11 protein-coding genes and 1 pseudogene are annotated in these 12,394 nt (G+C 70.3%); 4 read left to right on the forward strand and 8 right to left on the reverse strand.

Annotated features, from left to right (window positions below; genetic code table 11):
* Positions 1 to 13 precede the first annotated feature (13 nt).
* Positions 14 to 277, reverse strand: a complete 264-nt coding sequence (locus tag OIE53_RS26300; protein ID WP_327024125.1) for a DUF4190 domain-containing protein — start codon at positions 275 to 277, stop codon at positions 14 to 16.
* Positions 278 to 433: 156 nt separating this feature from the next.
* On the opposite strand from OIE53_RS26300, the gene OIE53_RS26305 reads away from it, so the two are divergent.
* The gene (locus OIE53_RS26305) at positions 434 to 1,726 is read left to right on the forward strand and encodes a cell division protein PerM (RefSeq protein ID WP_327024126.1); all 1,293 of its coding nucleotides are present in this window, start codon (positions 434 to 436) and stop codon (positions 1,724 to 1,726) included.
* A gap of 120 nt (positions 1,727 to 1,846) precedes the next feature.
* Here the strand turns inward: OIE53_RS26305 and OIE53_RS26310 are convergent, their stop codons facing one another.
* Complete coding sequence (locus tag OIE53_RS26310; protein ID WP_327024127.1) at positions 1,847 to 2,581, reverse strand: DUF4190 domain-containing protein; 735 nt, start codon at positions 2,579 to 2,581, stop codon at positions 1,847 to 1,849.
* Between the two features lie 5 nt (positions 2,582 to 2,586).
* Complete coding sequence (locus tag OIE53_RS26315; RefSeq protein ID WP_327024128.1) at positions 2,587 to 2,886, reverse strand: CD225/dispanin family protein; 300 nt, start codon at positions 2,884 to 2,886, stop codon at positions 2,587 to 2,589.
* A 154-nt stretch (positions 2,887 to 3,040) separates the two neighbouring features.
* On the opposite strand from OIE53_RS26315, the pseudogene purN reads away from it, so the two are divergent.
* A pseudogene (gene purN, locus OIE53_RS26320) lies at positions 3,041 to 3,652 on the forward strand (phosphoribosylglycinamide formyltransferase); the annotation flags it as partial.
* A 3-nt stretch (positions 3,653 to 3,655) separates the two neighbouring features.
* Complete coding sequence (purH, locus tag OIE53_RS26325; protein WP_327027426.1) at positions 3,656 to 5,227, forward strand: bifunctional phosphoribosylaminoimidazolecarboxamide formyltransferase/IMP cyclohydrolase; 1,572 nt, start codon at positions 3,656 to 3,658, stop codon at positions 5,225 to 5,227.
* 96 nt (positions 5,228 to 5,323) lie between these two features.
* Here purH and OIE53_RS26330 read toward each other — a convergent pair whose 3' ends face one another.
* The 5 genes from OIE53_RS26330 to OIE53_RS26350 form a co-directional block, all read right to left on the reverse strand.
* A complete protein-coding gene (locus tag OIE53_RS26330; protein WP_327024129.1) occupies positions 5,324 to 6,346 on the reverse strand; it encodes an ABC transporter ATP-binding protein in 1,023 nt (340 codons plus the stop codon).
* A complete protein-coding gene (locus OIE53_RS26335; protein WP_327024130.1) occupies positions 6,330 to 7,370 on the reverse strand; it encodes an ABC transporter ATP-binding protein in 1,041 nt (346 codons plus the stop codon). Before OIE53_RS26335 ends, OIE53_RS26330 begins: the two co-directional genes overlap by 17 nt.
* A gap of 66 nt (positions 7,371 to 7,436) precedes the next feature.
* On the reverse strand, positions 7,437 to 8,393 hold the full coding sequence (locus tag OIE53_RS26340; RefSeq protein ID WP_327024131.1) for an ABC transporter permease: 957 nt from the start codon (positions 8,391 to 8,393) through the stop codon (positions 7,437 to 7,439).
* Complete coding sequence (locus OIE53_RS26345) at positions 8,386 to 9,324, reverse strand: ABC transporter permease (RefSeq protein WP_327024132.1); 939 nt, start codon at positions 9,322 to 9,324, stop codon at positions 8,386 to 8,388. Before OIE53_RS26345 ends, OIE53_RS26340 begins: the two co-directional genes overlap by 8 nt.
* Positions 9,325 to 9,409: 85 nt before the next feature.
* Positions 9,410 to 11,014, reverse strand: coding sequence for a peptide ABC transporter substrate-binding protein (locus tag OIE53_RS26350; RefSeq protein WP_327024133.1), 1,605 nt, complete (start codon positions 11,012 to 11,014; stop codon positions 9,410 to 9,412).
* Between the two features lie 441 nt (positions 11,015 to 11,455).
* On the opposite strand from OIE53_RS26350, the gene OIE53_RS26355 reads away from it, so the two are divergent.
* On the forward strand, positions 11,456 to 12,316 hold the full coding sequence (locus OIE53_RS26355; protein ID WP_327024134.1) for a bifunctional methylenetetrahydrofolate dehydrogenase/methenyltetrahydrofolate cyclohydrolase: 861 nt from the start codon (positions 11,456 to 11,458) through the stop codon (positions 12,314 to 12,316).
* Positions 12,317 to 12,394: the final 78 nt, after the last annotated feature.

Here is a 12,394-nt window from a genome sequence, read left to right on the forward strand (position 1 = left end):
GTCGGTCGGCCCCTCAGCGGTTCCAGTACGGGTAGTTCCCGGTGGCCTGCAGGACCAGGCTGAGCACGATGTTGAGCACACCCAGGCCGATCGCCACGTAACCCAGCACCGGGGACTGGCGGAAGCGCCGCGCGTCACGGATCGACAGCCAGCCGAAGATGATGCCGAGGATGCCGCAGCAGAGCAGGCCCGTGACGATCCCCAGCACCCCCCAGAGGGTGGTGCGGTCCCGGCCGGCCGGCGGTGGTGGCGGGGGCGGCGGATAAGCAGTGGACACGGCTTCCTCCGAACGCTAGTCGCCGCGAGGTGTCACGGCTGCCTGGTGCCGAGGCTAGAGCAGGACCCGCGGTGCCACGCGGAATTGGGCAACTGATGATCCGGGTGGCGTGGTGTCGGACAGCCGACCGCGGCGCGGCATGCCAGAGTAGAACCGATGTCATCCGTCACCCCTGACCAGCCCCGGCGGGCCCACGAAGCCCGGGAGGCCGGCGACCGGCCGCCCGGTCGTGCCGGCCCGCCGCGTCGGGTGCCGTCCCCCCGTGGTCAGACCACCGGTCGAAACCACGCCCCGCTGGTGATCGCCGCCCTGGTGGCCGCCGGTGGTGCCGCCCTGACCTCCTGGCTCCCGGTGGCCTTCGTGATCTGGTTGTTCCAGCTCAGCGAGGGTGCCGCCAGCCTGCTAGGTGCGGTACGCGCGGGCACGGCCGGGTGGCTGCTGGGCCACGGGGTGCCCCTGGACACCGCCACCGGTCCGCTGGGCCTGGTGCCGCTGGCGGTCACCGCCCTGGCCCTGTGGCGGTTGTCCCGGGCCGGGGTGCATGTCACCCGTGCCATCGGCGCCCGAGGCAGCCGGTCACCGGGCCGGACCCTGGTCGCCGCGGTCGCGGTCGGGGTCGCGTACGCCCTGTTGGGGGTGCTGGGGGCGTTGCTGGTCGGGGCCGGCGGCATGAATGTGTCGGCCGTGCGGGCCGGGCTGACCCTCGGCCTGCTCGGCCTGCTGGCCGCCGGGGTCGGAGCGGCCCGCACCAGCCGGGTCTCCGAACTGCTCGCCGCCCGGACCCCGAAGCCCTTGCGGGAGGGGGCCCAGGCGGGGCTGGTGGCCGGGTTGGTGCTGCTCGGGGTGGGTGCGGCCGTGGCCGGGCTGGCGGTGGCGACCGGCGGGGGTGACGCGGCCGATCTGATCGGCGCGTACCGCACCGGGGTGGCCGGTCAGGCCGGCATCACCCTGGTGAGTCTGGCCTACGCCCCCAACGCCACCGTCTGGGCCACCAGCTACCTGCTGGGTCCCGGTTTCGCGGTCGGCACGGACACCGCGGTACGGACCAGCGAGGTGGCCGTCGGAGCGCTGCCGGCCATACCGTTGTTCGCCGGACTGCCCGGTGGGCCGGTGGACGGCTTCTGGTCGGTGTCAATCCTGGCCCTGCCGGCCCTGGTGGGGATGGTCGTCGGCGGGTTGCTCGCCCGTCGGCTGCTCCGCGGGGTCATGGCCCAGCGGACGACCCTGAGCTGGGGGACCCTGTTCCTGTCGGCCGTGTCGACCGGGCCGGTGACCGGGCTGCTGATGGGGGTGGCCGCCCAGGCCTCCCGAGGGCCGCTGGGTGGGGGGCGGCTGGCCGACCTCGGCCCGGTCGGTTGGCAGGTGGCCCTCGCCTCGACTCTGGTCATCGGTGCCGGCGCGGTGCTCGGCGCCGCCGCCGTTCGCTGGCTGGCCCGGGCAGCCGCCTGACGACGGAAGGCGGAGGCTGTCGCCACCGCCTTCCGCGGGTCCGGCGCGGATCGCTCAGCCCGGTGGGCAGACGGCTGAGGGGCGTCCCGGTGATCCGGAACGCCCCTCGATGCGTGGTGCTCAGAGTTGTGTCGGCAGGCTGATATTGATCACCAGCAGCACGATCTGGAGCAGGCCGAGCAGCACCCCGACACCACCGCAGATCATGCCGGCCAGCGCCTGCCCCGAATTGCTGGCCAGACCCTGGTCGGCCTTCTGCTTGCCCAGCCACCCGGTGATCAGCGCGGCCGCGCCCAGCGGAATGCCGAGATAGCAGCAGAACAGCGGAATCGCCGCGATGCCGAGGATCATCGAGACCAGGCCTAGGGTGTTCTGCTGGCCACCCGGGGCGGCGAAGCCGGCCTGCGGGTACATCGGTCCGCCACCGTACGACTGCTGTGCCGCGTACGGGTCGCCGTAGGGCTGGCCCGACATCGGCGGCTGTCCGTAGGTCGGCTGCCCATAGGCGGGCTGCCCGTAGTTCGGCTGCCCGTAGGCCGGGGGCTGGTTGGCCGGCGGCGAGGAGTACGGATCGTGCGGCGCCGGGGAGTACGGAGCGTGCGGCGCCGGGGACACCGGCGGAGGGGAGGAGACCGGCTGCTGACCGTACGGATCAGCCGGGGCCGACTCGGACGGCGCGTACGGATCCGCCGCCGGGCTGTACGGATCCACCGGCGGGGTGTACGGGTTGGCCGGCGGCGGGGCGTACGGGTTGGCCGGCGGCGGAGAGTACGGATTGGCGGGCGGCGAGGAGGTCGGGTCGCCGTACGGCGGCTGCTGGCCGTACGGGTCCTGACCGGGGTTACCAGGCTGCATCCGGATCAGTAGCTCATCGCGGTGCTGCTGTTGAGCGCGCCGACCAGGCTGCTGCCCACGCAGCACACCAGGATGATCGCGATCCAGGCGATGCCGACGATCAGGGCCCACTTGGACCACTTCTTCGACTCGGCCGAGGCGGCCTGGGCACCGGCGTAGTCACCCTGCTGGAGCAGTGTGTTGACCTTCGAGGCGTTGATGAGCGCGGGGATGGCCAGCGGCCAGAAGAGGAAGATCGCGACGATCGACATCGTCATGTTGTTGTCGATCTGCTGAGGCGGTTGCGAGGGGTATCCGGGCTGCATCTCGATGTGCTCCTCAGGTTGCGTTCACTGACGGGTGCGGGCCGGACGCGCGCCGGGCCCGAGCGACCGGCAGCGTACCTGGTCCACGCCAATTCGGCAGTTGCCGATCCGGTTGCGCCCAGCGTCCGGACCTCGGTCGGGGGCCGGATAGGGTGTGCCGGTGAACGAGCCCGCCCGCATCGTCGTCCTGATCTCCGGCTCCGGAAGTAACCTTCAGGCCCTGCTGGACGCGACCGCCGACCAGGCGTACGGAGCCCGGGTGGTCGCGGTGGGTGCGGACCGTGACGGCATCGCCGGGCTGGACCGGGCGGTCGCCGCGGGGGTGCCGACCTTCGTGGAGCGGGTCGCCGACCATCCGACCCGGGAGCAGTGGGACGCCGCGCTCACCGACCGGGTCGCCGAGCACCGACCCGACCTGGTCATCTCGGCCGGTTTCCTCAAGCTGGTCGGCGCGCGTTTCCTGGCCGCCTTCGGCGACCGCTACCTCAACACCCACAACACCCTGTTGCCGGCCTTCCCCGGTATCCACGGCCCGCGTGACGCCCTCGCCTACGGGGTGAAGGTCACCGGGGCGACCCTCTTCTTCGTCGACGCCGGAATGGACACCGGCCCGATCGTCGCTCAGGTGGCGGTGCCCGTCCTCGACGACGACGACGTCGACACCCTCACCGAGCGCATCAAGGAAGCCGAGCGGCAGCAACTCGTCGAGCAGGTGGGCCGACTGGTCCGCGAGGGCTGGACGATCACCGGAAGAAAGGTCACAGTTGGAGTGAGTTCCATCCATGACGGGCGCCGCCCGATCCGGCGGGCACTGGTCAGCGTCTACGACAAGACCGGGCTGGTCGAGTTGGCCCAGGCGCTGCACACCGCCGGTGTGGAGATCGTCTCCACCGGCAGCACCGCCTCGACGATCGCCGGCGCCGGGGTACCGGTGACCCCGGTGGAGCAGGTGACCGGCTTTCCGGAGATCCTCGACGGCCGGGTGAAGACCCTGCACCCGAAGATCCACGGCGGGCTCCTCGCCGACCTGCGCAAGGACACCCACACCGCCCAGTTGGACGAGCACGGCATCGCCGGGATCGACCTGCTGGTGTCGAACCTGTACCCCTTCCAGGCCACGGTCGCCTCCGGCGCGAGCCAGGACGAGTGTGTCGAGCAGATCGACATCGGTGGCCCGGCGATGGTGCGGGCCGCCGCCAAAAACCACGCCTCCGTGGCGGTGGTGACCGATCCGGCCGCGTACCCCCTGCTGCTGGCCGCCCTCGACGAGGGTGGCTTCACCCTGGCGCAGCGCCGGGCCCTGGCCGCCCGCGCCTTCGCCGACATCGCCGAGTACGACGTGGCCGTCGCCGACTGGTTCGCCACCACCCTGGTCCCCGCCGCCGAGGGGTGGCCGCAGTTCGCCGGGCTGGCCCTGCGCCGCCAGGCGGTGCTGCGCTACGGCGAGAACCCGCACCAGGGGGCGGCCGTCTACGCCGACCCGGCCAGCCCGGCCGGGCTGGCCCAGGCCGAGCAGTTGCACGGCAAGGAGATGTCGTACAACAACTACGTCGACGCCGACGCCGCCTGGCGGGCCGCGAACGACTTCGCCGACCAGCCGGCGGTGGCCATCATCAAGCACGCCAACCCGTGCGGCATCGCGGTCGGCACGGACGTGGCCGACGCCCACCGCAAGGCCCACGCCTGCGACCCGGTCTCCGCCTTCGGCGGGGTCATCGCGGTGAACCGGCCGGTCTCGGTCGAGCTGGCCGGGCAGATCGCGGAGATCTTCACCGAGGTCGTGGTGGCCCCCGGGTACGAGCCCGGTGCGGCCGAGGTGCTCCAGGCCAAGAAGAACATCCGGTTGCTGCGGGCGCCGGAGTTCCGGCCGCAGTCGGCCGAGTGGCGGCAGGTCACCGGCGGGGTACTGGTGCAGCAGCGCGACGCGATCGACGCAGGCGGCGACGACCCGGCGACCTGGCGGCTGGCCACCGGCGAGGCGGCCGACGAGGCCACCCTGGCCGACCTGGCCTTCGCCTGGCGGGCCGTACGCGCGGTCAAGAGCAACGCCATCCTGCTGGCCCGCGACGGTGCGACCGTGGGTGTCGGCATGGGTCAGGTCAACCGGGTCGACTCGGCCCGCCTGGCGGTCAGCCGGGCCGGTGCCGACCGGGCCGGCGGGGCGGTAGCGGCCTCGGACGCCTTCTTCCCCTTCGCGGACGGCCCGCAGATCCTCATCGACGCCGGCATCCGGGCCATCGTGCAGCCCGGCGGCTCGATCCGCGACGAGGAGGTGATCGCCGCCTGCAAGCAGGCCGGGGTCACCATGTACCTGACCGGCACCCGCCACTTCTTCCACTGACCTCCGGCGCCGCCCGGCGTCCCGGCACCGCCCGGCGGTGCCCGATGTTAAGAAGGGTCCCTTCCTCTACGCGAGGCGTTAGGAAGGGGCCCTTCCTTACTCCCGGAGGGCGGCGAAGTGGCAGGCGGAGGGGTGCGGGTCGGCCGCCCGGGGTACCGCCTGCGGATCCTCGATCGCGCAGATCTCCTGCGCCTTCCAGCAGCGGGTGCGGAAGTGGCAGCCGCTCGGCGGGTCGGCCGGGCTCGGCACGTCGCCGGTCAGCCGGATGATGTCCCGGCGGTCCCGGGCCTCCGGGTCGGGCAGCGGTGCGGCGGAGAGCAGCGCCTGGGTGTACGGATGGGTGGCCCGTTCGTAGATCTGCTCCTCGGTGCCGATCTCCACGATCCGACCGAGATACATCACCGCGATCCGGTCGGAGATGTGCCGGACCACGGACAGGTCGTGGGCGATGAAGATGTACGACAGGCCGAACTCGTCCTGGAGTTCCTCCAACAGGTTGATCACCTGGGCCTGGATGGAGACGTCCAGCGCGGAGACCGGCTCGTCGCAGACGATCACCTCGGGGCGCAGGGCCAGGGCCCGGGCGATGCCGATGCGCTGCCGCTGTCCCCCGGAGAACTGGTGCGGGTACCGGTTGATGTGTTCCGGGTTGAGCCCGACCACGTCGAGCAGTTCCTGGACCCGTTGCTGCCGGCTGCCCTTCGGCGCCGCCTCCGGGTGGATCTCGAAGGGCTCGCCGATGATGTCGCCGACCGTCATCCGGGGGTTCAGGGAGGTGTACGGATCCTGCATGACCATCTGCATGTTGCGCCGGATCCGGCGCAGTTCGCCCCCGGAGGCGGCGAACAGGTCGCGTCCGGCCAGGGTGGCCCGCCCGGCGGTCGGGCGTTCCAGCCGCATCAGCAGGCGGGCCAGGGTGGACTTGCCGCAGCCGGACTCACCGACGATGCCCAGGGTCTCGCCCCGCTGCAGGGTGAAGCTGACCCCGTCGACCGCCTTGACCGCGCCGACCTTCCGTTTGAACAGCACTCCCCAGGTGATGGGGAAGTGCTTGACCACCTGGTCGACGTCGAGGATCTTCTCGCCCCGGACGGTGGCGGGGTCAGCTGGCGCGGTCATCGTGCACCTCCTGCGCGAAGTGGCAGGCGCTGGTCCGGCCGTCTGCGAGGACCAGGTCGTGCGGCACCACGTCGACACAGACCTGCTGCACGTACGGGCAGCGGGGGTGGAAGGGGCAGCCGCCGGGGATGCGCATCAGGTTGGGGGGGAGCCCCGGGATGGTGGAGAGTTTCCCGCCGCGCTGGTCCAGGCGGGGGATCGATTCCAGCAACCCCTTGGTGTACGGGTGGGCGGGCGCCCGGTACAGCGGACGGACCTGGGCGTGCTCGACGATGCGGCCGGCGTACATGACCGCGATCCGGTCCGCCACGTCGGCGACCACCCCCAGGTCGTGGGTGATCAGGATCATCGCCATGTCCAGGTCGCGCCGCAGGTCGGCGAGCAGATCCATGATCTGGGCCTGCACGGTGACGTCCAGGGCGGTGGTCGGCTCGTCGGCGATCAGCACCTTGGGTTCCATGGCCAGCGCCATCGCGATCATCACCCGTTGGCGCATACCCCCGGAGAACTGGTGCGGGTAGTCGCCCAGCCGACCGGCCGCCCCCGGGATCTGCACCAGCTCCATCAGCTGCACCGCGCGACGGCGGGCGTCGGCCCGGGACATGCCGAGCCGTAGGCGCAGGGTCTCGCCGATCTGCCAGCCCACCGGGAAGACCGGGTTCAGCGCGGACAGGGCGTCCTGGAAGATCATCGCGATCTCCTTGCCCCGTACCTGCCGGCGCTGCTCCTCCGGCAGGGCCAGCAGGTCCCGGCCCTGGTAGTAGATCTCGCCGCAGCGGATGTTCGCCGGCGGAATGTCCAGGATGCCCATGATGGCCTGGGCGGTGACGGACTTGCCGGAGCCGGACTCGCCCAGCACGGCCAGGGTCTCCCCGGGGTCCAGGTGATAGCTGACCCCGTTGATCACCTTGGCCACCCCCTCCCCGGTACGGAACTCGATGTGCAGATCCCGTACCTCGAGCAGGTGGCCGCCGCCGGGGGGTGTCGGGGAGGCTGGCGTCGGCTCGACCGTGTGCTGACTCATGGCTGTGCTGGCCTTTCGCTCGCGACTGCGGGGCTCGCTGCGCTCACTCCTCGCGCTCGCACGGCGTCACCGCAGTTTCGGGTCGAAGGCGTCGCGGATCGCGTCGCCGAGCATGATGAACGCCAACACGGTCAGGGCCAGGAAGGTCGACGGGACCACCAGGGGGGTGGCCGACTCCCGCATGTGCACCCGACCGTTGTTGATGTCGATGCCCCAGGAGATGGTGGGTTCCTTCAGCCCGATCCCGAGGAACGACAGGGTCGCTTCGGCGGCGATGAAGGAACCCAGGGCGATGGTCAGCACCACGATCGCCGGGGCCAGCGCGTTCGGCAGGATGTGCCGCCACATGATCCGGCCGTTGCCGGCGCCGAGCATCCGGGCCGCGGCCACGTAGTCCTGCTGCCGGGCGGTGATCACCGAGGAGCGGACCACCCGGGCGGTCGTGGTCCAGCCGAGCACCGCCAGCACGAAGATGACCGAGGCCAGTCGTACCGTGGCGCTGTCGCTGGCCACCCGCTTGAGCAGGACGATCGCGGCCAGCAGCAGCGGGATGCCGAGCACGATGTCGACGATCCGGGACAGCACCGCGTCGACCCAGCCGCCGAAGTAGCCGGCCAGCATTCCCACGACCAGCGCGACCACTCCGGTGAGCAGGGCCGAGAGGGCGCCGACCAGCAACGAGGCCCGGGCCCCGTAGACCGCCCGGGCGTACGTGTCGCAGCCCTGGAAGTCGTACCCGAACAAGGCCCCGCCCGAGGGGGCGGCATGCTGGCGGGCCAGTACGCAGTCCGCCGGGTCGTTGCGGGTGAACAGCCCGGGGGCGACCGCCATCGCGGTGATCAGCAGCACCAGCAGCAGGCTGATCCAGAAGATGGGTTTGCGGCGCAGGTCCCGCCAGGCGTCGCCGGCCAGGCTGCGGGGCTTGTTGGGCTGGCCGATCCGACCCGGGGTACGCGGATCGCCGGACACCCCCCGTCGGGCGTCCTGGTTCTCCGTGGACGCCACCGTTTCGAAGTCACTCATACCGGATCCTCGGGTCGAGTACGGCGTACAGGATGTCCACCACCAGGTTGGAGACGAGGTAGACCACGACGAGCACGCTGACGATGCCCACCACCAGGGGGCCGTCCTCGGTGCGGATGCCACGGAAGAGGTTGAAGCCGACGCCGGGGATGTTGAACACCCCTTCGGTGATGATCGCGCCGCTCATCAGGTTGCCCAGTTCCACCCCGAGGAAGGTGATCACCGGGATCAGCGAGTTGCGCAGCACGTGCACGCTCACCACCCGTCGCCTCGGCAGGCCCTTGGACCGGGCGGTACGCACGTAGTCGGCGCGCAGGTTCTCCGCCACCGAGGTACGGGTCAGCCGCAGCGCGGTGGCCAGGGAGAGGGAGCCGAGCACGAGGCCGGGCAGCAGCAGGGCGTAGAAGTCCGGGTCGGCTCCGGAGGTGGCCGGGAAGAGTTGCCACTTGACGCCCAGGAGGTACTGCGCGAGGGGGGCCAGCACGATGGTCGGGATGCCGAGCACCAGCAGGGTCAGCAGCAGGGTGGAGTTGTCGAAGATGCTGCCCCGCCGGATGCCGGCGAGCACCCCCGCGGTGACCCCGAAGATGACGGCTACCGCTATGGCGATGAGGGCCAACTTGATGGTGACCGGCCAGGCGTTGGCCAGGATCTCCCCGATGGACCGGCCGGTCAGCGACTCGCCCAGGTCGCCCCGGACCAGGTTCTTCAGATAGTCGAAGTAGCGGTAGAAGAAGCCGCCGACACCGGTCGCGTCCAGGTGGTACTTCTCGGTCAGGTACGCCCGCTGGGCGGCGGTGACGGGACGCTCGCCGGCCAGGGCCTGGATCGGGTCGCCCTGACCGGCGAACATCAGGGCGTAGACGATCAGGGTGGTGCCGAAGAAGGCCACGACCATCTGGAGCAGCCGCCGCACGATGAAGCGGAACATACTTGGCAGTCTCCCTGAAAAAGGGCGAATGCCGTGGCGGGTCGGGTCATCACGCGATGACCCGACCCGCCTTTTCCTGCCTGGGTTACTTGACGACCTCGATCTTGAGCAGGTCGACCCGGTCGAAGACGTCCACCTCGACGTTCTTCACCTTGGTCGAGTGCCCGAAGTTGTTCTGACCGAACCGCAGCGGCACCACCGGCATGTCCTGGGCCAGCAGGTCCTCGGCGGCCTGGTACTTCTTGATCGCCTCTTCCTCGCTGGAGGCGCTGACCCCCTCGGCGAGCAGCTTGTCGAACTCGGGGTTGCTGTAGCCGTAGTAGTTCGACGAGCCGTTGCTGCTGAACAGCGGGCCCAGGTAGTTCTCCATGGAGGGGTAGTCCATGACCCAGCCCATCCGGAACAGGCCCACCGACTGCTTGTCCTTGACCTTGGTCAGCAGGTCGGCGAACTTCGGCTCGGCGTTGCCGACGCACTCCACGCCCAGGTTGGCCTTGAGCTGGTTGCAGGTGGCGTCGATCCAGTCCTTGTGACCACCGTCGCCGTTGTACGACAGGGTGATCTTCGAGGGGCCACCGGCGGCCTCGTACAACTCCTTGGCCTTGACCGGGTCGAACTCACCGGCGGTGCCGATGGTGTTGTCCCGGTACCCGGCCACGACCGGCGAGACGAACGAGCGGGCCGGCTGCTGGGAGTCCTTGAAGATCGACTTGGTGATCTCCTCGCGGTCGATCGCCATCGAGATGGCCTTGCGCACGTCCGGGTTGCTGAACTCGTCCTGGAAGGTGGGGAAGGCCAGGAAGTGCAGCGAGGAGGCCGGGGTCTGCCGGAACCGGTCACCCAGGTCGACGGAGGCCGTCGACAGGTTCTCGGTGGGGATGGTCTTGATCACGTCCAGGTTGTCCGACAGCACATCCGCGTACGCGGCGGTGAGCTGCTGGTAGATCCGGAACTCGACACCGGCCACCTTCGGCTGCTCGCCGGGGAAGGCGTCGTACCGCTCGACCTCGACCTTGGCGTCGTGCTGCCAGGTGCCCTTCATCTTGAACGGGCCCTGACCGATCGGCGCCTGCTCGTACCCCTCGGCCAGCACCCCGGGGGCGGAGAAGGCGGCCTTCGGCAGGGGGTAGAAGGCGGTGTACCCGAGGATCGACTTGAACTCGCTGTACGGCTGGGACAGGGTGACCGTGAAGGTCTGGTCGTCGACCTTCTTCAGCCCGCTGAGGGTGGTGGCCTTGGGGGTCTCGCCCTGCAGGTCCTCGTAGCCGGCGATCTTCTCGAAGAAGTAGCTGGAGTTCTGCCCGTTGGGGGCGTACGCGCCGTAGTTCCAGGCGTCGATGTAGTTGTCGGCGGTGACTTTCTCGCCGTTGTGGAAGGTGTAGCCGTCCTTGAGCTTCAAGGTCCAGGTGGTGTTGTCCTCGGACGTGATCGACTCGGCCGCCACCTCGTACGGCTTGTGCGCTGCGTCATAGTCGACCAGCGGGCTGAACAGGGCCGACAGCACCTGGGAGCCGCTGGTCTCGTTGGTGTTGGTCGGCACCAGGTGTTGCGGCTCGGCGATCTCGATCCGCACGGCCGCATGGGGGTCGCTCTCGCCGGACCCACTGCCGCCACCCGAGCCACAGGCCACCAGGCCCAGGGTCACCGCGAGCGGGATAGCGGTCCAGGCCGCGAGCCTACGAACACGCATCAGGCCTCCTCATCTCCTTACGCAACGCAGCCGGACCCGGCACTGGGTGACTCTGCGTAACGAGAAGCAACGGTAGATCCGTGAGCTGCGGTCGACCACGTGCCGGTTGCGAACGGATAACGGAACGGGGTTCTGATGCTGGTCGGGTAGCCCTGCCCGTGCTATAAGTTCCTCCCGCTTTATCGCGACATCAGCGGGCAAAAGTCTGCGAGGTTTCGGGGAGGCTGGGGGAGGTTGGTGGCGAGTCGGGGCCGGTGCGTCGGCCTGCCGGGCTCCGGGGTTTTCTCGCCTGATTGTCCGGCCCGAGGACCGAACACCCCGCCAGGCGATCACCTAGCGTGATGATATGCACATTGCGGAGAGTGGTGCCTCGGCCCGGGTGTCGGTGAGCTGGCCTGGTCCACGCCAGCCGGACGTACCGGTCATGAGACGATCTGAGGCGTGACGGCGACGCTTCTGGACGGCAAGGCGACCGCAGCTGAGATCAAGGACGAACTGCGGGCACGGGTGAAGGCGCTGGCGGAGCGGGGCATCGTGCCCGGGCTCGGCACGGTGCTGGTCGGCAGCGACCCCGGCTCCCAGGCGTACGTCAACGGCAAGCACCGGGACTGCGCCGAGGTCGGCATCGCCTCGATCCGGCGGGAACTGCCGGCCGAGGCCACCCAGGCCCAGGTCGACGAGACCCTGGCCGAGCTGAACGCCGACCCGGCCTGCCACGGCTACATCGTCCAACTGCCCCTGCCCGGCCACCTGGACACCCAGCGGGTGCTGGAGCTGATCGACCCGGACAAGGACGCCGACGGTCTGCACCCGGTCAACCTGGGGCGGCTGGTGCTCGGCTACGAGGGGCCCCTGCCGTGCACCCCGCGCGGCATCGTGGAACTGCTCCGCCGGCACGAGGTGCCGCTGCGGGGGGCCAAGGTCGCCGTGGTCGGCCGGGGTAACACCGTGGGCCGTCCGCTGGGCCTGCTGCTCACCCGACGCAGCGAGAACGCCACCGTGACCCTGTGCCACACCGGCACCCTGGACCTCGCCGCGCACACCCGGGCCGCCGACATCGTGATCGTCGCCGCCGGGGTGCCCGGGCTGCTCACCGCCGACATGATCACCCCGGGGGCGGTAGTGGTCGACGTGGGCATCACCCGGGTGATCGGCCCGGACGGCAAGGGCCGCTACACCGGCGACGTGGACCCGGAGGTCGCCGAGGTGGCCGGCAAGGTCGTGCCGATGCCCGGCGGCGTGGGCCCGATGACCCGCGCCATGCTGCTCAGCAACGTGGTGGAGCGCGCCGAACGCGGCTGAGGTGTAAGGAAGGGCACCTTCTTAACGCCTCCGGTAGAGCAAGGGTCCCCTATTAACACCCAAGGCGGCGCAACGGAA

Source organism: Micromonospora sp. NBC_01739 (genome assembly GCF_035920385.1).
GTDB lineage: Bacteria > Actinomycetota > Actinomycetes > Mycobacteriales > Micromonosporaceae > Micromonospora.